The following is a 25,074-nucleotide window of genomic DNA, read 5'->3' on the forward strand; positions in this document are numbered from 1 at the left end:
CCCCTGCATGACCTCCCGCAACACCGTGCCCACAAGCGCCGGAGAGACTCCGGCAGCGTCCCTGGCGCACTGGATCACCTCGCCCACCGCCGCCGTGCTGCTGCTCGTCGCCCTCGCCTTGACCGCTGGATGGCGGTGGCAGCGCGCCCGTAAGCCCGGCAACGGACCGCGACCTCGAACCGCCGCGATCCCGGTTGCCGCCGTTGCCGCGATCGGCTGCACCGCCTACAGCGCGGACACCAGCTGGCGCTTCGCCGCCGACTACCTCGACATGGGCGGGACCATCGAGCGCGCCGCGATGTTCGCCGTCGCCGAGCTCGCCCTGTTCTCCACCGCGCTGATGGCCCGGGCGAACCTCAACGGCCCGAAGCAGGCGCCCGGCCTGCCCGGCACCCTCACCTGGGTGATCACCGGCGTGCAGATCGTGCCCGCCTACGCCGAGTCCGGGCTGGTCGGCGGAACCGTGCGGGCCTTCGTCGGCCCGGTCCTGGCGGCCATGCTCTGGCACCTGGCCATGGGCATCGAACTGCGCAACCGCAGCCCGCACTCCGCCTCCCGCAGCCTGACCGCCGTCCTCGCCCGACAGGCACGCGAACGCCTACTCGCCCGCCTGAGTATTGCCGACCGGGACGCGGACGCCGCCCGGATCATCCGCGAGCGCGCCCTCGACCGCGCAGTCACCCTGATCCTCCGGGCCGAGGCCATGAAGCCCGAGAAACGCGTCATGCGGCGAGGCCAGCGCCTCACCCGCCGCCTGCACCAAGCACTGGAGCAGGCCGACGTCGACCGCGACGAACGCCAGGACGAGCTGCTACTGCGCAAACTCGCCACCCGGCAACAGGCCCTCGCCCTGGCCTCCATCCCACTGCCCGCCCGTTGGCCCCACTACTCCGCCCCCGGGTCTATGGACGGATCCACGATCGCCGGCCTGCGGGCCAACACGGCAATTCGGGCAGAGATTCCGGGTAGCCCGCCTTCAAAGGCCGCGGGCGGGGACGCCGCCGACCGGGCAGCCCGAACTCAGGCCGAAAACCGCCCGCAGCAGCCCGCCCGCACCGCCACCAGCCCAGAACCGAAACCGGGCGAGGAACCGCTGGACGTCGATTTGGGCAAGGCCGCGCGGGCGAAGTCGAATCGCCCGGGCCCCAAGCCGCGGGCGACACGGAACCTCCTCACCGAGTACGCCCATCGCCTCCACCGCGACACCGGACGTCTCTCCCGTGACCTGCTGGAGAACGCCGTGCGCGAGGACGGCTACAGCGTCGCCAGCGACACCGCCGGAGAAGTCGTCCGCAGCGTCAAGGCCGACCTGCGCACCAGGCCCGCCGGCCGCCCGCAATGAGACCGCCCCTACACCCAAGCCCCAAGGAAGACCGCTCGATGCACGACTCTCACCACGAACTCCACGACGCCCAAAAGGAGATCAACACCCCAACCTCGGCGCCAGCAAGTTGTACCGGGAGCAATGCTCCCGGCCTTCCCGCCCCAGGGGTGACGGGAACAGTCCTGCGCCGGGGGGGGGCACCGGACCGTCAGGCTGCGACCGAGGGCGGACCGCAGCCAGGAGGGAAGCAGGGCGAATCCCTCGCGAAGAAACGTCAGCGTGTGCGTCAGCCAAAAGAGCGCAAGCGCTTGAAGCAGCCCAGCTGCCGCATGAACGAAGACGAGTTCAAACGTCTGACTGACGCAGCCGCCCACTGCGACATGACCATCGCCGCCTTCCTCGCCTACGCCGCGGACAAGGCCGCTCGTGACCTGACTCGCACTGCCGCCGAAATCGCCACCGAACGGGAAGTCATCAACGAGCTGTTCGCCGCCCGCCGCCACCTGGGCCGCATCCACGGCCTCTTCAACCAGGTCGCCAAGGCCCTCAACTCAGGCGCCGACGCACCCCACCTGAACGCTACGGCCGAGGCCGTCCAAAGCGCCGCCCTACGTATGGCGGACGCCGCCGATGCACTGCTCGCCCACCGCGACGGCGGTGCCGCTGAGTGATCCCCAGCATCCACGAGCGCGGGAGCAGGACGATCGGCCTCATCAACTACCTCTACGGGCCCGGCACCCACGAGGAGCACATCGACCCGCACCTCGTCGCCGCATTCGACCCCCTCACCCCCGACCCCGGCCGCGACCCGAAGGCCACCTACGAGCAGCTTCAGCGCCTGCTCGACCAGCCCGTCAACGCCCTGCCCACCAGCCGGCGCCCCAAGAACCATGTCTGGCACCTGTCGGTGCGGGCTGCCCCCGAGGACCCGGTCCTGTCCGACGAGGACTGGGCCGCGATCGCCCGCCGCATGGTCGCCGCCACCGGCATCGCCCCCGGCGGCGACGAGCAGGCATGCCGTTGGGCGGCCGTCCGCCACGCCGACGACCACATCCACATCATCGCCACCCTGGTCCGCGACGACGGCCGACGGCCCCGCCTGCACAACGAGGCCCGCCGCGCCCAGGCCGAATGCCGCCGCATCGAAGCCGACTACGACCTGCGCCGCGTCCCGACCGGGGACGGCACCGCCGCCAAGCGCCCCACCAGCGCCGAACGCCACAAGGCGGAACGCCAGGGCCGCGAACGCCCCGCGCGCGAAGAGCTGCACGAGACCGTCCGCCAAGCGGTGGCTGGCGCCGCGAGCGAGGCGGAGTTCTTCGCCCGGCTTCAGGCCGCCGGGCTCCTGATCCACCAGCGCGTCGCGCCGTCCGGGGACCTGCTCGGCTACAAGGTGGCCCTGCCCGGCGACGTGAACGACGACGGCGAGCCCATCTACTACGCCGGCTCCACGCTCGCCCCCGACCTCTCCCTGCCCCGCATCCGCAGGCGCTTCCCCACCCCCCACGACGTCCACCAGGACGAGCAGGAAGCGGCCACACGTCGGCCGACCGCCCACACGCGCACAGCTCGGCGCCGGCCGCCGCCCGGCGCTCGGCCACCCGCGCCGCCTGGACTGCCCTGGTCACCTTCGACCAGGACGGCGACGGTGCCGCGGCGGCCCGCATCGCCGCCACCGGCGAGATCTTGGACACCCTCGCCCAGACCAGCGCAGCACACACTCGCCAACAACTCCGTGACGCGGCCTGGGCGTTCGAGCGGGCCACCCGCTCCCACACCCGTGCCGAGTACCGGCATGCCCAAGCCCTGCGCCGAGCCGCCCGCGACCTCCGCTACAGCGGTCCGGCGCTGGGTCGAGGGGAGGACGGCGCGACCACGGCGATGCTGATCGATACCCTGTTCTTCCTCGCCACCGCCGCCGCTCACTGGCACGCCCAGCGTCACCACGCGCAGCAGGCCGAGGCCGCCCGTCAGGCCGCCGCCCACCTACGCGCCGCCTACGCTGCCGCCGCCGAGGAGCCCATGGCCCGCCTGCGCGCCCAGGGCCTGCGCCTGGTCCAGCCCGTACGCGACTGGGCCGCCGCCCTCCTCCGCGCCACCGTGCCCGAGATCGCCGAGGCGGTAGTGAGTGAACCGGGATGGCCCGCCTTGGCCGCCACCCTCACCCACGCCTACCAAGCTGGCCACAACCCACAGGAGCTGCTGACCGAAGCCGTCGCCCACCGCGAACTGGACACCGCCGGGTCCGTCAGCGATGTCCTCGTCTGGCGCCTGCGCCGCATCGCCGACCTGCCCGCCAACGCGGTCGAACCACCTCCTACTCGGCCCGCGCGCCACAGCACAACGGCCTCGTCTCCGGGCACCACTCGGCTTCCCGGTCAAGGCGGCGCACCGCAGGGACACCGCAGGTAACGCCGCTGCGGAGGCGCCTTTCGGTCAATGTTCGACCTGGGTGCCTCCGTGTGCGGCTTGTGCGGGTTTGCGGTATGGCGGTGCTTCCTGTGCCCGAGGACGATGCCCCTTTGCGTCCGCCGCTGATCGTCGTGGCTGGCCGCCAGGAGACACGGGGGTGGGAACTTGTCATACGCGGAGCACCAGTCGGTGTTCTCGGCGCCTGCAGTGCCCTTGGGGACGGCGGCCAATGCCGGGGAGATGATCAGGCACGGGGCATACACCGAGGGCGTCACTCGCCGGTTGAGCGCCATCGCCTTCGCCCGTACGGACTGGCTGGCCGTGCTCCGCGCCGTGCTGGCGCAGCTGTGGAAGAACCTGAAGGCCGCCGTGCGGAAGCGTCTGCGATGGCTCCTCCCCACCAAGGAGGCCGAGAAGGCTGCCGGTTCGTCGGAGCCGAAGCCGCCAGAGGTGGTGGTGGGTGAGGACTACGCGGTCTGGGTGCGTCGTCGGATCAAGAAGTCGGCGCGGCCGATCCCGGTCTACGGCTTGCATCAGGAGCCGGTGGTGCACGCGTGCGATCGTGCCATCCAGCACATGCGAAAACGCCGAGGGGCCGTCGTGGCCGTGGTCGCGGTCGTTGCCTGGCAGGCCATCTCCGGTGCCCTCACTGCCGGATGGGCCGTCCTCGTCCTGATGGCTGGGTTGTGGGGCGTCTACCTGGTGGAGCGCTACCTGGCCCAGCTGCGGCTCAACGCGCTGCTGGCCGGAGAACTGCACGCGCCTTCGACCGCAGTGCAAGCCCACGCCTTGCCGTACCTCCACGAACGTCGCGCAAACGGCGATCGGCACCGGTTCCTCGGGGCGGGGCTTCAGGCATGGCAGGAGGCCGTCATCGGCATCGACGTCGAGCCCGCTCCTGAGGGCCAGGACGCCGAAGACGACAGCACGCCGCCGCTTCCGGGCCTCGGCTCACCGGCGCAAAAGCCAGGTCAGCCTGACATGGCTGAGGTGGCCAAGGCTGTCCTGGATGCGCTGGCGAAGCACAACAAGCCGGTGGCCCGAAAGCCGCTGAAGCACTTCACCGCCGCTCAGCTGCACGCCCACATCGCTCGCCGTCTGGACGATCCGGCACCCTCCCATCACCGCGATCACCCGAAACTGCGCGTGGAGGTCATCGGGATCGCCGGCATCCATCACAAGCGCTGGGACCAGATGGACGACGACGCCTGGCGCAGCCTGCACACCCTCGCCGTGGACAACATCGGCGACAAGCCCACCGAGGAGGTCGCCCGCCGCTACATCTGGGCCCGGGTCACCGCCTGGAACGGCGACCTCGTCGCCGCCATACTCGTCCACTTCGCCTACCAGGGCGGCTTTCTGCGTGTCACCGTCCGCCCGCACATCATGGGCCCACTCAACCCGAAGGTCGCCGGGCTCACGCCCGCAGATCCGAGCAGCCTGAAGTGGCTGGGCCGCACCGCGTTCAACGCCCTTGCCGACGTCTACGTCGGACTCGACCGGCTCATACGCCGCAAGGCCCGCAAGCGCCCCGAGCTCGACCCGGGCAGCGGACCGGTCAGCCTCCGCGAGGTCTACAGCCTCCGCTGGCTGGAGGACATGCACATGCACGACGACGCCCGCTACTACGTGCAGATGATGCAACGCCGGGTCTTCGACTCCACCGAGATCTTCCTGCGCGACCACAACGTCGACATCGCCGCCTACCGGCAACAGTCCACCGCCATCTACAACTTCGGCGTCATGAACGGCGGCACCATGACCGGCGCAGTGCAGGCCACGCCGTTCTCCGTCAACCCCTCCATGACGAACTGACCCAAGAGCCCGCCAGGAGCCCCCGCATGCCCATCCGCCGCCAGCCCGACCCGGTACCGAACGGCCCCAACTTCGGCATCATCAACACCGGCAACATGACCGGCCCCGCCCAAGCCGCGCCGTTCTCCCAGAACGCCACCCAGACCAACAACATCACCAACGAAGCCGTCGACAAGGCCCGCGGAAGCATCGACGAGCTGCGACAGCGCCTGGAAGAACTGCGCGGCCAGTACCCCGGGGTGGACGGCGCCCTGCGCGACCTCGACATGATCGCCCCGCGGCTCGACGAACCCGATCAGGACCCCGGCACCCTGCGCTACATGCTCCAGAACCTCGTCGAACGATGCGGAGGCATCCCCGGCGTCCTCGCCGCAGCCCAGCTCGTCCAGTCCACGGTCGCAGCCTTACTACCCGGATCTTGAGGCTCACCAGAGCGGCCTGCAACTGACGTAAGTTGCCCGCCCGATCTGCGGTTCGGACAGTTACCTCAGCGCCAAGGCGCACAGTTCGTGCTGGCCTGACAGCCCAACAGCACCGTCACTCTGCATCACGGCCGCGCCGACAGCTTGGGAGTGAGCAGTTCCAGCGCCTCCGCCCAGCGGTAGCGATCCGCGCCGCCCCCGGCCTTCGGCCGGTGAGGCTCGTACGAGCCGATCAGGACGCCCATCTCGCGCAACCGCTCCAGGCTCTGTCGGTACGCGGGATGGGCGGCCTGGGCCGAGTTCACATACGGCAGGACGGCCGTGGGGATGCCCATGCCGTACGCCTCGCACAGGATGCCCAATGCCAGGGTGTCGGAGATTCCTGCCGCCCACTTGTTGACCGTATTGAAGGTGGCCGGCGCCACAGCGATGGCGTCGGCGGGCGGCAACGGGCGAGGATCGCCGGGTGAGCGCCAGGCCGAGCGGATCGGGTAGCCGGTCTGGGCCTCGACCGCCTCCGTGTCGATGAAGCCCAAGCCCTGCGGAGTGGCCACCACGCCCACGTCCCAGTTCGCCTCCTGAGCAGCCGTGATCAGCTTGCCGACGTTGTCGGCGACTCCGGCCGCGCACACGACGACGTACAGGAACGGCTTCTTGGTCTGCTGGTCGGGCTGGTCGCTCACGCGGGGACTCCCAGTTGACGGCTGAAGTGATGCAGTGCGGGCAGCGTACGGCGGCGGTCGCGGGCGGCCATATCCGCGACCAGTTCCCGGACAGCGGGGCGCCGGATGTCCTGGGCCGCGCAGCTCTCGGCGATGCGCAGCGCCTGGTACCCGTCGGCGAGGCGGCCCTGCTGGTTGTAGGCACGGGCGGCCTCGACCCACAGGGCGGCGCGGCGCTCGGGGACGGGAATGTGCCGGCGCATGAGGGGGCGGGCGGTTTTCAGGGCGATGCCTGCGTCGCCGAAGGAGACGGCCGCGCTGACCTGGTGGAGGGCGACGTTGGTGGGGCTGAAGTTCGCCCAGGCGTCGGGCCGGTCGAAGGTGACGTAGCGCGCGACTTCCCGGGCCTCGGTGAGGAAGTCCTCAGTGGTGTCCCGGTCGCCGCTCCTGCTAGCGGCGGTCGCCCCGCGGAGCAGCAGCAGGCCGACCGCTGCCAGGTAGCGTGGCGGGCGCTGGTCGTAGGAGCCGGTGAGCTGGTCGGCGGTGTGGCGGATGATGTTCACGGCCTGTGCGGTGTGCTTCTCACGGACGAGAACGTGGGCGTGAACGCGGATGCTGGCGGCGAGGGCGACGGGGTCCCCGGACCGCTCCGCCTCGGCCATGGCGCGACCGGCCGCGAGCCAGGCGTTGCCTTGGTCGGCTCGCTTCAGCAGCAGGCTCACGGACGTCTGGTATGCGGTCGCCAGCAGTGCGGACGCGTCGGCCGAGCCGGATGAGCCGTCGGCGGCCTGACGCAGGTCGGCGATCAGACCCGGCAGAGTCCGCTCAAGCTCGGTGTAGTCGCACGTGCAGAACAGCCGACGTGCGGTCCGTGTCCGGTCGCGTAGGTCGTTGATGCCCAGGGCTTGGCCGGTGGCCGCGGGAGTCGTACCGGGCAGCAGGACCTGGACCAGATCGTGATGGGGTGCGGCGGGCGAAGGCTGAGCCGCGAGCGCGGTGATGCCGGCGGCGAGGAAGGTACGGCGGTGCATGTCCTCTGTCTCAGGGTCCGAGGGGCTGGCATTCGAAGCGGCGGCGAGGCCAAGGCGGTGCGGTGGAATGTCCAGCACCTGCGCGATCTCGCGCAGCATGCGGACGTCCTGGGTGCCCCGGCCGCTCTCCAGGCGGCTCACCTTCGACTGGTGATACCCCAGTGCGGCGGCGACGTCCTTCTGGGAGCGCCGCTGTAACACGCGTGCCTGACGGATCACTTCACCGATCCGTCTCGCTTCACTCTGTGCCTCGGCCATCTGTGCCACGGCTCCTCCTGCCGTCGCCGATCCTGCCTGCTCAACCGAGCGTAGCCGAGGGGCATTTGGCTGTGATGCAGCTCCTGCATAGGCGATGCAGCCCCGGCACACGGCCTGGTTCCGCTTGTGCCTGACGCGGTTGCGTGGAGGAGCAGCACCGATCCAGGAGGCCGCTCATGGAAGTGCACCACGTCCGTTTTCCCGTTTCCGGCACGTCTGCTGCCGCGGCGTCCGCGCGGCAGCGGCTCGCGGGTGCGATACGAGCATGGGGCGCCTTCCTGAAGCCGGAGCTCCTGGAGACGGCGGAGCTGGTGGCAGCTGAGCTGATCACGAACGCGGTACGGCATGCGGGGAAAGGGCCCATCTCGGCCGGTGCCCGCCTGAGCGACGCGCGTCTACTGATCGAGGTGACCGACACCAGCCCCGACGTCCCGCAGGTCGGTCTGCCCAGCGCGGACGAGGAGGGCGGACGCGGTCTGTTCCTCGTCGCCGCGCTCGCGGATCGCCACGGCTTCGATCCGATGCCGACAGGCAAGCGCTGCTGGGCCGAGTTCGAGGTGAGCGATCCGGTCCAGACCTCACACCCCCTTCCTGTGCAGAGGAGTTGACTGTTGACAGCCGTACGGATTCCCCCGATCGCCACCGAAGTAGTCGCCGTCCGGCCGAGCAGGCCACTGACCGGTTCCGTGACTGTCGACGGGTCCAAGAACGCCGCCCTTCCGCTGCTGGCCGCCGCCGCTGCACTGAACCGCCCGGTGCAGCTGGCCAACGTTCCGGCGAACACGGACGTCGAGACCATGCTCACCCTGCTTCAGCAGACCGGCTGGCACACGGCTCGCCCCGTCAGCGATCCCCACACCGTGATGATCCTCCCGAGCGACAAATCCCAGCCGGGATCTGTCGCCGAGACCGCCGCCCGTATCCGGGCCTCGTACTACCTCGTACCCGCGCTGCTGGGCGGATACGGGCGTACCCGGCTTCCCTGGCCGGGCGGCTGCCGGATCGGGCAGCGGGGGATGGAGCAGCACTTCAAGGTCTACGAGCGCTTCGGCGACCGCACGACCGTCGACGACCACGGCTATGTCGTGGAGGCAGCGGCAGCCCGGACCGCCGAAACGGTTTCGATCATGCTGCCCTTCCGCTCTCGGGGCGCGAGCATCGCCGCTCTCCTGCGTGCGGCCGTAGCCGGACGGCCGCTGCGTCTTGGCCAGCCGAACCTGTCACCAGAAGTGCTCAGCGTCGTCGAGGCGTTGCGGATGGCCGGGTGGGAGTGCCGCGTCAGCGAGTCCGTCCTGACGCTCGTACCCGATCGGTCCGCCCCCACGGAGACCATCACCTGGAAGGTACCCGGCGACAAGATCGAGGCTGGCACTCTGGCCTGTGCGGTCGCGGTGACCGGCGGCGACGCACGCATCTGCGGCGTGAGCGGCGATGACGTAACTCCGCTGATCACCGCCCTGCGACAGCTCGGCGTGCCCGCCGACACCGAAGACGACGTGCTCACCGTGCGGGCCCAGGACGCCCACCCCACCGGCAAGCCGCTGCGGGCCGTCGCCTCCCTCGCGCCCGGCGGTCTGGACGCCGACTTCGAACCACCGCTGATGGCGTTGGCCCTCACCTGCCCCGGCACCCATCTGTTCGCCGACACGATCAACCCCGGCCGCCACGGCAACCTGTTGCCCCAACTCGCCCGCCTGGGTGCCGAGATCCACGAGCACTCATCCACCGAGTGCCGCTTCACCGGTCCGCAGTACCTGAACGGCGCCGGAGTGGAAGCCACCGACATCCGCACAGGCTCGGCCCTACTCATCGCCGGCCTCACCGCCCGCGGCGTCACCACCCTCGGCGGGCTCGAACAGCTCCGGCGCGGCCATGCCGACTTGCCCACCAAGCTGTATGCCCTCGGCGCTGACATCTGCGAGGTCACCCCATGAGCCGACAGCTCCGGCGGATCATCGCCACGACCGACGTGCACTCCACCTTCGACTCGGCCACCTCGATGCTCACCCACTTACACGCCGCCAAAGCCGACAGCCTGATCGTGGACTGCGGCGACTTCTTCGAGGGCAGCGGCTTCTACCGCTTCGGCAAGGGCCGGATCGAGCGCGAGATCCTCGCCGGCCTGTACGACCTGCTCGCACCGGGAAACCACGGCTGGCCGCACTACTTCGAACCGGGGCTGCACGAGATGACCGTGTGTGCCAACGTGGCCGACGGCAACGGCAACCCCCTCTTCGACCAGGTACGCATCAAGCGCATCGGCGGCCGTCGAGTCGCCGTCACCGCGGTGATCGGACCGCAAGCGTTCAACGCCATCTCCGCCCACCAGCGCGCAGGCCACCATGTCTCCGATCCGGCCCAGGCCCTGCGCGAGGTGATACTGAAGCACCACCACCGCACCGACGCCTGGATCGTGTTGTCCCACTCAGGCTTCGACGAAGACCTGAAGCTCGCCGCCACGTGCTCGTTCGCGGACGTCATCTTCTCCGGCCACTGCCACAGCGGCACCTACGGCCCCGTGCGCGTCGGCGACACACTCGTCGTCAAGGGCCTCGAACTCGGCCGCGGATACGCCACCGCCGAGCCCAGCGACAGCGGCTGGGCCGCCCGCGCGTGTATCTTCCCGGACTCGGTCGCGGTTCCCGAGGACCTGTCCGTGCTGCAATCAAAGATCACCTTCGTCGCCCGGACCCTGGCGAGCCCGATCGGCACCGTGAACGAGACCTACCGCAACACCCCGCTGGACCGACGCTGCCTCCTGACAGAGATCGCCGGCCGCCTGCACTCCGGTCTCGGCGCGGACGTGGTCATCCTCAACGAGACCGCCCTGCGCCCCACTCCACTCGCCGATGTTCTGACCCTCGGCGACCTGCTGGCCATCGAGCCCTTCGACAACCAGCTCGTCCACGCATTCCTCCCCGACGAACACACCCACAGCCGAGACAAGCTGCTCGACCACCTCACCGAACGCGTCGGCCCCTTGGTCATCACTCCCACGCCCCTGCCGTCGGCGATACGCAGCGTGCTGACCACCGACTACCTCGCTGACAGCCACCTCGGCGGCCGTACGCATCAGGCCGGACTGCGGTTGGGCCAGGCCGTACGCCGCGTCCTGACCACGCCGCCCTTCCCCTCCACCGCCGACCTCGCTGAAGGAGGCGAGCAATGATCCTCACCGGGCACGAGATCACCGCCGCAGCACACGACGGCCGCCTGACCATCACCCCCTTCGAGCCGGACCAGGTCAACCCCAACAGCTACAACGTCCGCCTCGGCCCCACCCTGCTGACCTACACCGCCCCTGTGATCGACGCCCACCGTCCCAACCCCACCCGCGCGACCGAGATCGGCCCGAGCGGATACGTACTCCAGCCCGGCGAGCTCTACCTCGGCCACACCCTCGAACAGGTCGGCTCCAACGCCTTCGTGCCGCTTCTCTTCGGCCGCTCCTCCGTCGGCCGACTCGGGCTGTTCGTCGAGATCACCGCCCCCGTCGGAGACATCGGCTTCCACGGCCAGTGGACGCTCATGCTCTCTCCGATCCGCCCATTACGGGTCTACGCCGGCATGAAGATCGGGCAGATCATGTTCTTCGTCTCCACCGGCGCCATCGACCTCTACCGCGGCAAGTACCAGGCCGCCCACGGCCCGCAGCCGTCGCGCTACTGGCAGGACGTGGCGGGAATCGAGGCGGTCGCGTCGTGATCCTCACCGGCTCCGAGATCGACGCCGCAATCCATACCGGCGAGATCACGATCGACCCCTACGACCCCGCCCGGCTCTCCCCGAACTCCTACGACTGGCGGCTCGGCGGCACGATCCGTGTCTGCGTCGGCGCCTTGGACGCCGCCGTGCCCACGGCGTTCACCGAGCAGACCATCCCCACCACGGGCTTGGTGCTGGAGCCCGGGCTGCTCTACCTCGGTGTCACACACGAGCGGACGGGTTCGGAGGCGTACGCACAGATGCTCAACGGCGACCGCACCATCGGCTCCCTCGGCATCTGGGTGCACGTCTCTGCCCCGCTCGGCCACCAGGGCCACGCCATCCGCTGGACCCTGGAGATCCGCGCCGCCAAACCGGTGCGGATCTATCCGGGCATGACCTTCGGCAAGCTCGTCTTTCTCACCGCCTACGGCACACCGGCCAGCTATCAGCTGCAGCCCGCCAAATACGCGGCGACGGACGGCATCGACATCTCCCGACTCTACGAAGAGCTTCCCGGAGGAGTCCTGTGAGCCCCGGGCCGACCATGGGGCCGATGGCCGCGACTTTCCTGGACCTGCCCGCCGGAAGCCCTGGCGGCAGCGTCGAGCTCTTCCTTGACCTCTACACCGGCGACCGCCCGCTCATCCCCGCACGCGCCTTCATGCTGGGCCCGTCGGGTCCCAGACACCGGCTCCCCGCCGGGCTCGACCTGCTGTCTGTGGCCGGGAAGTGCCTTCAGGGCCCGGCCTTCGGCCGCTATGTCGCAGCCCTGCGCAAGGCTCTCGCGGTCGCGATCGACCCAGCCCAGATCGGCGTACTACACCTTCAGCACCTCACCTTCGGTGCCACCCCCGCCCTGATCCGGGCGCTCCCTCTGCACCCCCGTATCGCTCTGGTCCACGGCACGGACCTGATCTTCGCCGAGGCCCACCGAGACCAGCTGCAGGTGCTGCGCGAGACTGCAAGGGCGGCCGACGCGATCGTCGTACCAACAGGGGCAATGGCCGACCGCCTCCGCAAGCTCGCCCCGCACGTCGACCGCCGGAAGATCATCCACATACCCTGGGGTATCCCCGACCACCTGCTCACTGATCCGCCGCCCCGGCCCGCCCGCACGTCCTCCAGCCACTTGCGCCTGCTGTACGCCGGACGGCTGACCTCCGAGAAGGGCGTCGAGGCCCTGATCAAGAGCTTGGCCTCAGTGCCGGGCGTCGAACTGAGCATGGCCGCGCCCCGAGCCCAATTCCATGCCTTGGCCCCGTTGTTGCAACGGGCTGGCGTGAGAGCCCGCTACCTCGGCTGGCTCCGCCGTCCACAGCTATGGAAAGCCTTCACCGAGCACGACGTACTGGTCATGCCATCCACGACCCTGGAGGCCATGGGCCTGGTCGCCTTGGAGGCCCAAGCCTGCGGACTGCCCGTCCTCTACCAGCCCGTGCCCGGCCTCAACGAAGTGCTCACCGCCTCCGGCGTGGCCACCGACTTCACCCACTCCGCCGCCCTCGCGCGAGACCTGGATCGGCTATGCACCGCACCCGGCCTCCTGCCCGCCCTGAGGCAGGCGGGCTACGCGAACGCCGCCCGCTACCCGCTCTCATCGACTGCTCAGGCGCTGACCGACATCAGTCGCCAGCTCGCCTGAATAGGGCGAGCGGCCCTGCTGGCGACGGCCCGACAGCGAGTACGCCGATGCCGCGGCCGATATCCGACACACCATTGCACCGCCAGTCCTACCCGCCCCACCTCACTACGCTGGCCCGGCGGGATGCCCACGGCGAACAGGGAGACCATGACGTACCGCACCGACCGCATCGAGCAACTCCTGAACGAAGGCGTCCGCGACAAGGTCTACCCAGGCGCCGTGTGGGCCGTCGGCGACGCCGCCGGGACCTCCGCCCACGGCACCACCGGGGTCCTCGACCCCGACGAGCCGGACACGCCGATGCGGCGCGACACCGTCTTCGACGCCGCCAGCCTCACCAAGGTCCTCGCCGTCTGGTCCTCCATCGGCGCCCTGTGGGAGGAAGGCAAACTCGACCTCGACGTCCCCCTCAACGACTTCTGGCCCGAGGTCGCCGGCCACCCGCTCGGGGCCGTAACCGCCCGCCAGCTGCTGACCCACACCGCCGGCGTCCCCTTGCGAGCCCAGCTGAAGAACCTCTACGGCACCGACCCACAGGACGTGCGCGACGGCGTCCTCCACGAGGCCCTGCACCGTCCTCCCGGCGAGGCTGTCGAGTACACCGACCGGGCGGCCCTCATCCTCGGCTACCTCGCCGAGCACCTCTCCGGCCAGCGCCTCGACCGGCTCGCCACGGAACGGGTCTGGCAGCCGCTGAGCATGGCCTCCACCCGCTTCGGGCCGCTGCCCGCCGAGATCGCCGCTCGATGCGCGCCGACGGAACTCGACCAGGACAGCGACACTCACCTCAAGGGCGTCGCCCACGACTTCTCCGCCCGGCTCCTGGGCGGAGTGTGCGGGATCGCGGGCGCCTTCACCGTCCTCGACGACCTCGCCCTTTTCCTGCGCCACATGCTGGACGCCTCAACCAGCCTGGGGCGAGCCGGATTCGGCCCCGCCTGGACCAGCCAGTCACTGACCGTCCAGACCGGCGCCCTCGAACCCGTGCGCGGCTTGTTCTGGCACCCCGCCGCTGGCACCCACCCCGAAGACGACATCTGGGTCCACTACGGCTTCACCGGCACCGGCATGTGGATCTCGCCCCAACAGGGGCGCTGGGCAGTGCTACTGACCAACAAGCTCTACTACACCCGCGACCGCCAGCCCTTGACTGACATCCGCAACGCCTTCCGCGCTCTGGCCTTCGCCTGAAGCCACGGTTGGGCGAATCCGTTGAGAGAGGCCGGATAGCTTCCGAACGAGTGACGGGCCCGACCGATCCTGGTCAGGCCCGTCATGTGTCTTCGTCCGGTGGCCTACAACCGCTGCACCCTACGCGAGGTCAGGAGCCCAACACCGTTGTCAGTGACTGGTGTCAGGATCAGCATCGCCCCACGTCGTCGTCTGGAGGACACATGAGTGCCGATCTTGGTCCGCTGACCATCACACGCCGTAGCAGCCGTGAACCGATACGGGCGGGCGGCGAAACGGTAGGCAGACTCGGCGACTTCTGGAGCTGGGCATGCTCCGACCTGGCCAACAACACCATGAGGGGCGTCTTGGCCGAGTATCTCGTGGCAACGGCGCTGAACGCCGCGGCCGGCACTCGCACCGAATGGGACACCGTCGACATCCGCACGCCCGAGAAGTGGCGCGTCGAGGTGAAATCGGCCGCCTACCTGCAGTCGTGGGCACAGCCCCGGCTGTCGGAGATCGCGTTCTCCATCGCGCCGGCCTCCGGCTGGGACGCCCAGACCGGCACCACCTCGGCCGAAGTACTGCGCCGCTCGGACGTGTACGTCTTCTGCCTGCTGCACCACCAGGACAAGCAGACCCTCGCCCCCCTGGACCTTGACCAGTGGAGCTTCTACGTCCTGCCCACGCAGGTCCTGGACGAGCGCTGCCCGACCCAGAAGTCCATCAGGCTGTCCAGCCTAGAGCGCCTGAACCCGTTGAAGACCGATTTCGCCGGCTTGCCGAAAGCAGTCGCCGCGTGCGCCGAGGGCATGCGATAGCCCGACGGCAGAGATCTCAACCCGTCCGGTGGGCCTACAACTCGCATCCTGCGCACATGGGTTCAACCTCCGCCATCACTGACTGGAGGCCATCTTCAAGCAGGACTGCGCGACACCTACCTTGCCTGCATGCAATGGATAACCCTGCTCAGCGCAGTTGTTGGCGCAGGCATCGCTACCTCGTCCGCAGCCCTGCTTGATCGAGTCCGGTGGCGACGAGATCGACACGACCATCTCATCGGTGTCCGCCGTGCACTGTACGGCGACTACCTCGAATGCCTCTCGCAGGCCCGCAACACCTTCCGCAGCCTCGCACGCGACCTGGAAGCACCGGCCTCCGAACGGCAGCGAATCGCCCGGGACAGCTTCAGCCCCTGCTACGGCATGCGATACCAAATATCGATCACCGCCTCAGAAGCGGCCTTCGAAGCATCAGAGGTCGCCTTCAGACGCCTTCGCGATCTCCGCGACCTGGTGGCAGCTCCTTACATAAGCAACGCTACCCGGAGGGTAGGTCAATGCCGCTTCACTCGGTCTCGGTCGCTGGCGTGGTTGTGCGCGATGACGGCCGCGTGCTCGCGATCCGCCGCGCGGACAACGGCACGTGGGAGCCCTCTGGGGGAGTCCTCGAACTGGACGAACGCCCCGAGGACGGCGCCGTGCGGGAAGTGCTGGAAGAGACGGGCATCCGTGTCTCAGTCGAGCGCCTGACCGGCGTCTACAAAAACATGAGCCAGGGCATCGTGGCTCTCGTCTTTCGATGCCGCCCGGTCGACGGTGTGGAGCGCACGTCGAGCGAGTCGACGGCCGTGGAGTGGCTGACTCCCGATGAAGTCGAGAAGTCGATGGGTGAGGTCTACGCCGTACGCGTGCTGGATGCCCTGGGCTCCACGGTCGCGCCCCACGTGCGCGCCCATGATGGGCGCCACCTCCTGGAATCCGCCTGAGCCGTTTGCAGGGCGTACGCCAACAGCACCGCAGACCTGCAGCCGGGCGCGGACGGTCCGCTCACAACTTGATTAAGACACCGTTTCTTTTGGTGCCGTTGGGTCGTTGAGCTGTTCGTGGCAGACCTGGTTGAGCGGCTGGTTCCGGACGAGTTGTGGGTGCTGTTCCGGCGGGTGGTGCCGCCCACGGTGACCAAGCGTCCGCAGGGCGGCGGCCGACGTCGGGCGGGTGACCGCGAGACGCTGGCCGCGATCATCTTCGTAGCCACTTCCGGCTGCACCTGGCGGCAGCTACCGCCGGTCTTCGGTCCTGCATGGCCCACCGTCTACCGGCGCTTTGCCCACTGGAGCCGGACCGCGTCTGGGCAAAGCTCCACCGCGTCCTCCTCGACGAGCTTGGCGCAAGAGGTCATCTGGACTGGTCTCGGTGCGCGATCGACTCCGTCAGCGTGAGGGCGGCAAAAGGGGGTCACTGACCGGACCGAATCCGACCGACCGCGGCAAGAGCGGATCGAAAATCCACCTGATCACGGACCGCAACGGCCTGCCCCTGGCGCTGGGTATCTCCGCCGCCAACACCCACGACAGCCTCGGACTCCAGCCGCTCGTGCGTGGCATCCCGCCCGTCCGCTCCCGGCGCGGACCACGCCGACGACGGCCGGCCAAGCTGCATGCCGACAAGGGTTACGACTACGACCACCTGCGGAAATGGCTCCGCCAGCGTGGCATCCGCCACCGCATCGCCCGCAAGGGCATCGATTCCTCCCAGAGGCTCGGTCGGCACCGCTGGGTGGTCGAGCGCACGGTGTCCTGGCTGGCCGGGTGCCGTCGCCTGCACCGCCGCTACGAGCGCAAGGCCGAGCACTTCCTTGCCTTCGTCGCTGTAGCCGCAGCCCTCATCAGCTACCGCAGACTCACCACGTGACCCCCATCTGTCAGACGCTCGGGCCGGTGCGTACAAACAGACAGAACGGGTGGCCCGCCGGGTCGCACAGGACGCGTACATCGGATTGAGGTTGGAAATCCGCCACGGTCGCTCCCAGGGCAACAGCATGATCGACGGCTGATGACAGATCGTTCACCTCGATGTCCAGATGCATCATCATCTGCTGCTCGGACCGGTTGGAAGGCCACTGCGGACGTGTGAAGAGCGGCTCTGTCTGGAAGGACAGCCCGGCACTGCCGTCGGGCGGTGCGATCTCAACCCAGCCCGGTTCTTCCTTCTGCATCGGCCAGCCAAGCAGGCCTTGGTAGAACTGCGCCAGCTCGTGGGCGTTCGGTGCATCAAGAGTGGTCGCAGCCAACGTGAAACAGGGTTGGGGCTTCATACAGTGCCGCTGCCCGGGTTCGCTGCTGAAAGGCCAGCTGTCCATCTTTCGGCCGCTGCCGGAGCTTCGCGATGCCCCTGCCCACGACACCTCACTCCGTCCCACCCGCACCAAAAGAAACGACGTCTAAGCGCCCATAGGCCAGACACGGCCTACGCGGTGGCGGAACACACGGCTGTTCGGAACGCACTGAGCCGCGCGCACAGCTCCCCGGCAGAGAAGCGGTCGCAGCCCTCCTCCGCCGGCGCACAGCAGGTCAATCACCCGCTCGGCCAACGGTCGCCGTCCCAAGTGCCCTGCTACTCCGCCCCGAGCGCCATCCAGCGTCAATCATCCTGGCTATCGTCCCGGCGCACGATCCTCACCGTACCGAGAGGCCAGGCAATACCAGGTTCCCTGCGCCGACTTCGAGTACGGGGCCATCCTCGCTTTAGCGTGAGAGTCAACAAGCAAACCAACACAGCACCCAAGAAGACCAGGTAGCCAATCCATGTCCCCTGCTCGCCGCGAGAAGCGAGAGCACTGAACGGCTTCAAGGGAATTCCTGGCGCCGCTGCTCCCGTCGGACGCACGGGACAAGATCGTCCAGTCCCTCCGGCGCGCTCTCAACACCTTCGCCGACACACCGCGCGAGGCACTGGAAGAGGCCGAGAGCGCCTACGACGAAGCCACCGCCCAGCTCGTGAACGCCCTCGCGGAACGGCGGCGTCTCCTTCGCGCCGGCTGGCAGGACCGGGACCCGGAGGCACAGTCCGACGGACTGCGGCTCGCGCTGAGGCAGTATCGGGAGATCACCCAGCGACTGCTCCACATCTAGCGGCCACTGCTCCGCGCCGCGGCGTTGCGCGGAGTAGTGTGGACAGTACCGAGGGCATTTCGCACACCGGCTTTCACGCCGGGTCGTTCTCGGCGAAAGATGAAACCCGGGCCGCCGCAGAGACGGCCCGGAGACGGGTCCGCATCATGTCGGCGACCTTGCTTCCACCCCTGCCGCACCCCGAGCCCGTCGCAGCCCCGGCCGCGCGTCTCGCCCTGAAGACCGACGGCACCTCCCGTGGACTCCTGGACGGTGCCTGGTGGCCCCGCTCCCGGGATCTGCTGAGCGAACTGCCGGAACTGACCGACGTGTTGGATCCCTTGTGGGGCCGCATCACCCGCATCGCCGTCAACCCGGAGCACTGGCCGGTCGTCCCCCGCCAGGTTCCCGTGGACGGCCACATCGTCAAGGTCGGCTGGTTCACCCCGGAAATCGACCCGCACAAGCTGCTGCTGCTCTCCTACGGCACCGGGCGCTGGGACCTGCTGGTCATACCGCCGGAGACCGGCGCGGAGTCGGCGGCCCGGTTGATGGCTGCCGCGTCCGCCTACGACGGCCCGCCGCTGACCGCGAGCGCTCTCATCGCCGCGGACGAGGCCCGGCACGGTGTCTCCGCGACGTACGGGCCACTGGAATCGGACGAGGCGTGGGAGTACGAGGGCGGCGCCTCCGCGGTGTCCGCGGCCGTTCCGGAACAGACCGGTCCGGCCGGTCGAGCCAATCGCCTGATCATCGGTACGTGAGGTGGCCGCCATGAACGCCTTCCTGACAGTCGCCGCTTTCGTGGTTCTCGTCGCAGTGGCGGCATACGTGATCCACCGGCTCAACATCCAGCACGCCGACAGAATCGCCGTGCACCGGTACAGCGCCCCCCTGCCCGGCCGCCGCGGCCGGGGCACCCCGCAGCCCTCGGTGGGTCCGGACCGGTCCGAGTCGCCGACCGCCGGTGAGCGGCGGGACCAGCGCGATGGGGGTCGCGGCCGCTTTCCGCCGCGCCGGCGCCGTACGACTCACCACAGGTGACCAGGCGGTTTCCGTCACCGGGCCATTGACTGTGCGAGGAGCGGCCGGGTCCCATGAACCGAGGCGTCACGACTCTTCCGCAGCTGAACATCTACCGGCACGACCGGGGCAGACCGCACGGCTCCTCACGGACAGCGGCTCCGATCTTCTGCTCCTGTGAGGGCTCCGGGAGAGAAGTGGTGCACAACGGGACCCAGAGCCATCCGTTCCGACCGGGTGTGACATGCCGCCTCTGGCGTAATGGGCTGTTCGGCGTGGCCCGCCGCGTCACTCTGTGCCGGTTGATCGCGGTCGTGTCAGGAGCCTGTGTGTGCAGATCACGTGAGCGGGTCGAGCGCATCCGCTGTGACCGCAGGAAGGACCGCGCGTGTCGGCGGGCGCTGGACTCGCGGTACGGGGTGAGCATGGACACGGCGGCCGAAGCTTCGACGACGCCGGTGCGGGAGTGCGGTTGTGGCGGAAGGTGAGCGCCGACCCGACGAGGGCGTGCTGGACCGGTCGGAAGGGTTCGGTGAGCGGCTGCTGGGGGTGCTGCTGGACCGGGCACACGAGATGCCGCCGCAGCTGATCGCCCCGCTGATCGCGGAAGAGGTGGCCAGGGTCGGGGGCCGCGACGTCTCGATCCTGCTGCAGGACTACGGCCAGCTGGTGTTGGTGCCGTTGCCGGGTCGGCGGCTGATGGTCGGCGAGCCCGAGCCGATCGGTGACTCTCCTGCCGGCACAGCCTTTCTGCATGCGACCGCTGTCGAGGTGCCGCAGTCCGACGGCGTCCGGATGTACCTGCCGTTGCTGGACGGCAGCGACCAGGTGGGCGTGATGGCCCTCACCCTGGACACCGTCGATGACGACGACCGGCGGCTGCTGCGCAGGCTCGCCGGCCTGGTCGCCGACATGCTGGTCACCAAGCACAGCTATACCGATCAGTTCTTCTTCGCCCGGCGCCGCGAACCGATGAGCGTGGCCGCGGAGATCCAGTGGTCCCTGCTGCCGCCGCTGGCGATGTCCGTCCCACAGGTTGCGGTGGCCGGAATCCTGGAGCCCGCCTACGACGTCGCAGGCGACAGCTTCGACTACGCCCTCAACGAGGACATCCTGCACGTGGCCATGGTCGATGCGATGGGCCACGGCCTGGACGCCGCCACGATGGCGACCGTCGCCGTCGGGGCCTACCGGCACGCCAGGCGTGCCGGCATCGGCCTGTCCGAGATCTACACGTTCATGGACCGGGCCATCGCCGAGCAGTTCGGGCCCGACCACTTCGTCACCGCACAGATGATGCGTCTGAACATCACGACGGGCCACCTGCAGTGGGTCAACGCGGGCCACCCCGCACCGCTGCTGATCCGTGACCACAAGGTCGTCCGGCAACTGGTCGGCCCGACCACCTTGCCCGTCGGCTTCGGCGGTGAAGAGCCCCGGATCAGCCGGCAGAGGCTCCAACGCGGCGACCGAGTGCTGTGCTTCACCGACGGCCTGATCGAGGAGCACGAAGCCGGCGAAGAACAATTCGGCGAAGAACAACTCATCCACTGGGTCAACCACATCGAACACACAGAGAAGGGAGTACGAGCGGTGGTGCGCGCACTCTCCCACGCCCTGAAGCAGCAACGGGGCGGCCGCACCACCGACGACGCGACCCTCTTCCTGATCGAATGGCGAGGGGGCGCCGCCGACCACCTCGTGCTCCTGGAGTGAGCCGACAACCGCACGACCGGCTCCGTCATGCGAGCCACCGCGTGTTCTGCACCATCCATACCGTGGGATTGGGCTGCTTCGGACCGTACGTCACACGATGCGAGGACTACTCTGCTGCGGGGTGCGGACTCTTCGTCTGTCACCCGGCGCTTCCCTGGAGGGAACTGGGTGGGTTCTCTGTCCTGCTGCGCAGGCTGTCGGACCGGCCGCCGCTCTGCCTCCGCCGAAAGTACGACCCTGCCGGGAGCGCGCCCAGGGTGCCGGAACTCCGGCTCACCGTGCCGCCGCCGGATGCTCTTCCGAACCGAGGCGTCATGCCCCTCTCACAGCTCACCGTCCACCGCCATGACCAGAGGAAACAGGCGCTGATCACCCTGTCCGGTGAGATCGACCTCGAATCCGCGCCGTTGGTGCGCGAGTCCCTGGAGCGGTGCCTGCGGGACGGTATCCGCACCATCGACGTCGACCTCACCCCCGTCACCTTCTGCGACTGCAGCGGACTCAACGCATTCCTCCACGCTGCGCAGCAGACCACCGTGGCCGGCGGAACCCTGCGACTGCACCATCCGCCGACGACACTGGCTCGGATTCTCGACCTCGTCGGCTGCGGGTTCCTGTTCCTCGGCCTTCCGTTCGGCCACCTGCCACCTCCTCTCGGCGACACCCCGGGCGGGGCGGGGACAGTCACGGAAGCCGGGGGACGGCGAGCCGTCCGCCGTGGCTCCGGCGCGGTTGCGTCGGCTGAGCCGTTGGCTGGTGGAGGGCCTGCGTGAGGATCTGGTGGCTCTGTATGTGGCTGACCGACCATCAGGCATCGCTCGGCGCCACCCTGGTGGACCGGGCCGATCGCCCGACCCTCGCCGCGCTCCACTCCTGGGGGTGGCTGGACATCGGAGAGCTTCGCAGGCCGACGGGCGCCACCACGTTCCGCGCGCTGGTACTTCCCTTCGGGGAACGCACCACGGCGAGGCTGGAGGGCCTTGTCACGATGCCCGGAGACGGTGGCCCCAGTGGGGCCTGACAGGCGGTCGACCCGCATTCGGATGCTGGTGGCCGAGCAGACGGTGCGACGAGGTGCCCGGGTGAGTGTGGTGGACGTATGCACCGCGGCCGTGGCCGCGCTGCCGGTCGGCGGGGCCGGGCTGTCGGCGATGTCCAAGGCCGCGCCGAGCCATCCGTTGTGCAGCACCGACGACATCAGCGGGCAACTGGGGGAGCTCCAGCCCACGCTGGAGAGGGGCCCTGCGTGGACGCCTTCGTACGCGGCTCGGCCGTCCTGACTCCCGATCTGCTCTCCACTGAACTTCAGGATCACTGGACCGTGTTCGCCGATGCGGCCCTGGTAGCCGGAGCCCGCGCGGTGTTCTCGCTCCCTCTGCAGAAGGGAGCGATCAGAGCGGGGGTTCTGGACCTGTACGCCGACATTCCGACCGTACTGAACACGGAGGAACTGGCCGACGCTATGGCGGACCGCAGCTTCGAAGACCTGGGCGCATACCGAGCGGAGATCGACCAGGCCGGCGGAATGCTCACTGCTCAGCTCGGAGTCGGCATCGAAGAAGCCTTCGTCCGGCTCCGCGCCTACGCCTTGGCGCAGGGACGCCGGCTCGCGGACGTGGCCGCCGACGTGGTGGCCCGACGGCTTCGTTTCTCCCCGGACGGGGAGCCGGATCAGGACGAGGAGGAAACCTGACGTGTGGACCCGGCCGAGGAACGTGCCGTACTTCCCGCCCCTTCGGGCAGGGACTAGTCTCAATCGAGGGTGCCCACGATGGACCAACAGCTTCTGGCCAAGACCTTCGTCGAGCTGGCCGACAATCTGGTCGCCGACTTCGACATCATCGACTTCCTGCGCCTGCTGACCGACCGCTGCGTCGGCATGCTCGACGCGAGCGCCGCCGGGGTGCTGCTCGCCGACCGGGACGGCAAACTCCGCGTCATGGCCGCCTCCGACGAACAGGTGCGCCTGCTGGAGCTCTTCCAGCTCCAGAACGACGAAGGCCCCTGCCTCGAGTGCTTCCGCACGGGCGTACCGGTGATCGTCCCCGACCTCGGCACGGCGACCGCCCGCTGGCCGCGCTTCGCGGTGGCGGCCCAGCGCAGCGGGTTCGGGGCAGTCCAGGCTCTGCCCCTGCGTTTGCGGGACGAGATCGTCGGCGCCCTGAACCTCTTCCGCACCTCCCCCGGCCTCTTCGACCCGGCCGCCACACCCGTCGCCCAGGCCCTGGCCGACGTCGCCACCATCAGCCTGCTGCAACAACGCACCGCTCAGCGCAGCACGGTGCTCAACGAACAACTGCAGACGGCGCTGAACAGCCGGGTACTGATCGAACAGGCCAAGGGGAAGCTCGCCAAACGCCAGGACATCGACATGGAGCAGGCGTTCACCGCGCTGCGCGGCTACGCCCGCTCCCACAACCGGCGCCTGGCCGATGTGGCCCGCGCCCTCATCGACAGTTCCGAACCCCTCACCGGCCTGGGGTCCTGACCCACGCCTTGCCGGAGCCCGCTACTGCTCTGCGCCGAAGGCGATTGCGCGGATGTAGACGAACGGCATCGCCCCTGTCCTCAGGGCACCGCCGGTAACAGGGAACGGCCCACACCGCCCCCTGGCGGTCCGGCGCCGCCCGTGGGGCAACTGCGGCTGCCTACAGGCGACGCGGAGCGGACAACGGACGAGGAACCGCAAGAGCCGGATCACCGAACGCATCGGCCGGACCACCCGCAATCGGCGACTCCAGCACGCAGGCAGGACCGGCCGGCTCTCCGGACGGGGCCTCAACATTCAATGAGCCGACAGAAATTCACGGAAAGGAAGCACTGGTCACCGACCAGCCGACCGACCCATCCCGGCCCCACCCACCGTCCCCCGACGACCAAGGCCACGCACCGTGGGCACTGGCCCGACGGTGTGGTCTGCGGCGGCACGAGTGCCGGTGTTCCGAAGCGTGGCGCAGGGCAGAGCCGTTGACCCAGGTGCCGCCTCGCACCTTGCAGAGGCCCGCGGATCCGAAAAGGAACCCGGCCCGGCAGCGATGACGAACTCGCGGCCCAAGCGACATGACCAGTTGCAGGGCCGCACCTCATCCGCGCCGTTTCAGTGCGTGTGCCATGCGTGGGAGTTCCTCGTACAGCAGCCGGCCGACCAGCGCCCCGCCGAAGACGACGACACCCACGCCGACCAGCCAGGACTGGATGACCAGGACAGTTCCGACAGGTCCGTAGGTGACCGCGTTGGATGCGATCAACGGCGAGAAGACGAGCCTGGAGAAGACCCTCAGGCCGATCAGCCCGATCACGGTGGCCACGGCGCCGGGCAACAGGGCACGCCAGCGGATCCGCCCGCCGAGGAGCAGGCGCTGGGACCACCACAGCAACAGCACAGCACTCAGCGACGCGACGGCCCCACCTGCCAGAGGTTCACGCCGCAGCGTGGTGATGGCGGAGACGTAGAGGTATCCGGTGAGGACGCCGAGCCACACCACATGCCGCCACCTGGCCCACCAGCGGGCCGAAGGCAGGTCCCAGACCTTCTCATAGCCTGTCTGCACCGCCGCCCCGAAGCTCAGACCGAACACGGCAAGGGCGGCGATACCGAACGCGGTCGTGGTCCGCAGGGCCTGGCCGGGCCGGATGAACAACTGCTCGACCTGCTGCCTGGAGGACGTCGACACGCCAAGCCCTTCCCCCAGCCACTGTGCGAACCCCCGCCCGCGCTCGGGGTCGGCAGAGGAGACAATGATCAGCAGCGGCACCAGCGTGAGAAATCCCAGCGCGGCAAAGCCCAGCGAGCGCGACCACAGCTCAATGTCCCTGCTCCGCCGCCATCCGCGCCCGACGGGCGAACGGCTGATCGTATGGCGCAGCGGCCCGAACCGAGATGAACGGTCCGCGGCACCGGAAGGCTTCATCGGCATGCCTGTCGACTACCACGTTCGGAACCCTTGCCGGGCGAGGGCGCGACGCGGAGATTCCCGGATAACCTGGAAGAACAGA

25 protein-coding genes and 3 pseudogenes are annotated in these 25,074 nt (G+C 69.1%); 24 read left to right on the top strand and 4 right to left on the bottom strand.

The window, feature by feature from the left end; all coding sequences use genetic code 11:
* The first annotated feature begins 7 nt into the window (after window positions 1-7).
* The 5 genes and pseudogenes from QQY66_RS16585 to QQY66_RS16605 all read left to right on the top strand — a co-directional run bounded on the left by QQY66_RS16585 (window position 8) and on the right by QQY66_RS16605 (window position 5,973).
* Window positions 8-1,342, top strand: a complete 1,335-nt coding sequence (locus QQY66_RS16585; protein ID WP_301981127.1) for a hypothetical protein — start codon at window positions 8-10, stop codon at window positions 1,340-1,342.
* Between the two features lie 311 nt (window positions 1,343-1,653).
* Window positions 1,654-1,995, top strand: a complete 342-nt coding sequence (locus QQY66_RS16590; RefSeq protein ID WP_301981128.1) for a plasmid mobilization relaxosome protein MobC — start codon at window positions 1,654-1,656, stop codon at window positions 1,993-1,995.
* A pseudogene (locus tag QQY66_RS16595) lies at window positions 1,992-3,622 on the top strand (mobilization protein); the annotation flags it as partial. The gene QQY66_RS16590 and the pseudogene QQY66_RS16595, both read left to right, overlap by 4 nt.
* 354 nt (window positions 3,623-3,976) lie before the next feature.
* Entirely contained in the window at window positions 3,977-5,551 is a 1,575-nt protein-coding gene (locus tag QQY66_RS16600) for a hypothetical protein (protein ID WP_301981129.1), read from the top strand.
* Between the two features lie 26 nt (window positions 5,552-5,577).
* Window positions 5,578-5,973 (top strand): hypothetical protein, encoded by a 396-nt coding sequence (locus tag QQY66_RS16605; RefSeq protein ID WP_301981130.1) that lies wholly within the window; start codon window positions 5,578-5,580, stop codon window positions 5,971-5,973.
* A 125-nt stretch (window positions 5,974-6,098) separates the two neighbouring features.
* Here QQY66_RS16605 and QQY66_RS16610 read toward each other — a convergent pair whose 3' ends face one another.
* Together QQY66_RS16610 and QQY66_RS16615 are read right to left on the bottom strand one after the other, a co-directional pair.
* A complete protein-coding gene (locus tag QQY66_RS16610; protein ID WP_301981131.1) occupies window positions 6,099-6,656 on the bottom strand; it encodes a flavoprotein in 558 nt (185 codons plus the stop codon).
* Complete coding sequence (locus QQY66_RS16615) at window positions 6,653-7,924, bottom strand: helix-turn-helix domain-containing protein (RefSeq protein WP_301981132.1); 1,272 nt, start codon at window positions 7,922-7,924, stop codon at window positions 6,653-6,655. The genes QQY66_RS16610 and QQY66_RS16615 overlap by 4 nt, the downstream gene beginning before the upstream one ends.
* A gap of 176 nt (window positions 7,925-8,100) precedes the next feature.
* Between QQY66_RS16615 and QQY66_RS16620 the strand changes: the two genes are divergently transcribed.
* The 10 genes and pseudogenes from QQY66_RS16620 (at window position 8,101) to QQY66_RS16665 (ending at window position 17,140) form a co-directional block, all read left to right on the top strand.
* Window positions 8,101-8,532, top strand: coding sequence for an ATP-binding protein (locus QQY66_RS16620; protein ID WP_301981133.1), 432 nt, complete (start codon window positions 8,101-8,103; stop codon window positions 8,530-8,532).
* A gap of 3 nt (window positions 8,533-8,535) precedes the next feature.
* On the top strand, window positions 8,536-9,858 hold the full coding sequence (locus QQY66_RS16625; protein WP_301981134.1) for a UDP-N-acetylglucosamine 1-carboxyvinyltransferase: 1,323 nt from the start codon (window positions 8,536-8,538) through the stop codon (window positions 9,856-9,858).
* Window positions 9,855-11,093 carry a metallophosphoesterase gene (locus QQY66_RS16630; RefSeq protein ID WP_301981135.1) on the top strand — a complete coding sequence of 413 codons (1,239 nt, stop codon included), beginning with the start codon at window positions 9,855-9,857 and terminating at the stop codon, window positions 11,091-11,093. Before QQY66_RS16625 ends, QQY66_RS16630 begins: the two co-directional genes overlap by 4 nt.
* On the top strand, window positions 11,090-11,629 hold the full coding sequence (gene dcd / locus QQY66_RS16635; protein WP_301981136.1) for a dCTP deaminase: 540 nt from the start codon (window positions 11,090-11,092) through the stop codon (window positions 11,627-11,629). The genes QQY66_RS16630 and dcd overlap by 4 nt, the downstream gene beginning before the upstream one ends.
* Window positions 11,626-12,162 carry a deoxycytidine triphosphate deaminase gene (locus QQY66_RS16640; RefSeq protein WP_301981137.1) on the top strand — a complete coding sequence of 179 codons (537 nt, stop codon included), beginning with the start codon at window positions 11,626-11,628 and terminating at the stop codon, window positions 12,160-12,162. Before dcd ends, QQY66_RS16640 begins: the two co-directional genes overlap by 4 nt.
* Window positions 12,163-12,185: 23 nt before the next feature.
* Window positions 12,186-13,274, top strand: a complete 1,089-nt coding sequence (locus QQY66_RS16645; RefSeq protein ID WP_301981138.1) for a glycosyltransferase family 4 protein — start codon at window positions 12,186-12,188, stop codon at window positions 13,272-13,274.
* A 147-nt stretch (window positions 13,275-13,421) separates the two neighbouring features.
* Window positions 13,422-14,465: a serine hydrolase gene (locus QQY66_RS16650; RefSeq protein ID WP_301981140.1), complete on the top strand. Its 1,044-nt coding sequence runs from the start codon at window positions 13,422-13,424 to the stop codon at window positions 14,463-14,465.
* Window positions 14,466-14,668: 203 nt separating this feature from the next.
* Window positions 14,669-15,268 (top strand): hypothetical protein, encoded by a 600-nt coding sequence (locus QQY66_RS16655; protein WP_301981141.1) that lies wholly within the window; start codon window positions 14,669-14,671, stop codon window positions 15,266-15,268.
* Window positions 15,269-15,786: 518 nt separating this feature from the next.
* Window positions 15,787-16,215: an NUDIX domain-containing protein gene (locus QQY66_RS16660; RefSeq protein ID WP_301981142.1), complete on the top strand. Its 429-nt coding sequence runs from the start codon at window positions 15,787-15,789 to the stop codon at window positions 16,213-16,215.
* 126 nt (window positions 16,216-16,341) lie between these two features.
* Window positions 16,342-17,140: pseudogene (locus QQY66_RS16665) on the top strand (IS5 family transposase).
* Between the two features lie 10 nt (window positions 17,141-17,150).
* Here QQY66_RS16665 and QQY66_RS16670 read toward each other — a convergent pair.
* The gene (locus QQY66_RS16670) at window positions 17,151-17,519 is read right to left on the bottom strand and encodes a VOC family protein (protein WP_301981143.1); all 369 of its coding nucleotides are present in this window, start codon (window positions 17,517-17,519) and stop codon (window positions 17,151-17,153) included.
* A 574-nt stretch (window positions 17,520-18,093) separates the two neighbouring features.
* On the opposite strand from QQY66_RS16670, the pseudogene QQY66_RS16675 reads away from it, so the two are divergent.
* The 9 genes and pseudogenes from QQY66_RS16675 to QQY66_RS16715 form a co-directional block, all read left to right on the top strand.
* A pseudogene (locus QQY66_RS16675) lies at window positions 18,094-18,360 on the top strand (hypothetical protein); the annotation flags it as partial.
* Window positions 18,361-18,398: 38 nt separating this feature from the next.
* Window positions 18,399-19,103 (top strand): DUF5994 family protein, encoded by a 705-nt coding sequence (locus QQY66_RS16680; protein ID WP_301981144.1) that lies wholly within the window; start codon window positions 18,399-18,401, stop codon window positions 19,101-19,103.
* A gap of 10 nt (window positions 19,104-19,113) precedes the next feature.
* Window positions 19,114-19,383 carry a hypothetical protein gene (locus QQY66_RS16685; protein ID WP_301981145.1) on the top strand — a complete coding sequence of 90 codons (270 nt, stop codon included), beginning with the start codon at window positions 19,114-19,116 and terminating at the stop codon, window positions 19,381-19,383.
* Between the two features lie 453 nt (window positions 19,384-19,836).
* Entirely contained in the window at window positions 19,837-21,078 is a 1,242-nt protein-coding gene (locus QQY66_RS16690) for a PP2C family protein-serine/threonine phosphatase (RefSeq protein WP_301981146.1), read from the top strand.
* A 314-nt stretch (window positions 21,079-21,392) separates the two neighbouring features.
* Window positions 21,393-21,851, top strand: coding sequence for an STAS domain-containing protein (locus QQY66_RS16695; RefSeq protein WP_301981147.1), 459 nt, complete (start codon window positions 21,393-21,395; stop codon window positions 21,849-21,851).
* Window positions 21,848-22,099, top strand: coding sequence for a hypothetical protein (locus QQY66_RS16700; protein WP_301981148.1), 252 nt, complete (start codon window positions 21,848-21,850; stop codon window positions 22,097-22,099). The genes QQY66_RS16695 and QQY66_RS16700 overlap by 4 nt, the downstream gene beginning before the upstream one ends.
* A gap of 61 nt (window positions 22,100-22,160) precedes the next feature.
* Window positions 22,161-22,358 carry a hypothetical protein gene (locus tag QQY66_RS16705; protein WP_301981149.1) on the top strand — a complete coding sequence of 66 codons (198 nt, stop codon included), beginning with the start codon at window positions 22,161-22,163 and terminating at the stop codon, window positions 22,356-22,358.
* The gene (locus QQY66_RS16710; protein WP_301981150.1) at window positions 22,325-22,771 is read left to right on the top strand and encodes an ANTAR domain-containing protein; all 447 of its coding nucleotides are present in this window, start codon (window positions 22,325-22,327) and stop codon (window positions 22,769-22,771) included. Before QQY66_RS16705 ends, QQY66_RS16710 begins: the two co-directional genes overlap by 34 nt.
* A gap of 78 nt (window positions 22,772-22,849) precedes the next feature.
* Entirely contained in the window at window positions 22,850-23,566 is a 717-nt protein-coding gene (locus QQY66_RS16715; RefSeq protein WP_301981151.1) for a GAF and ANTAR domain-containing protein, read from the top strand.
* Window positions 23,567-24,161: 595 nt separating this feature from the next.
* Here the strand turns inward: QQY66_RS16715 and QQY66_RS16720 are convergent.
* Window positions 24,162-24,995 (bottom strand): ribonuclease BN, encoded by an 834-nt coding sequence (locus QQY66_RS16720; protein WP_301981153.1) that lies wholly within the window; start codon window positions 24,993-24,995, stop codon window positions 24,162-24,164.
* Window positions 24,996-25,074: the final 79 nt, after the last annotated feature.

Origin of the sequence: Streptomyces sp. DG2A-72 (assembly GCF_030499575.1) — a bacterium.
Lineage (GTDB): Bacteria > Actinomycetota > Actinomycetes > Streptomycetales > Streptomycetaceae > Streptomyces.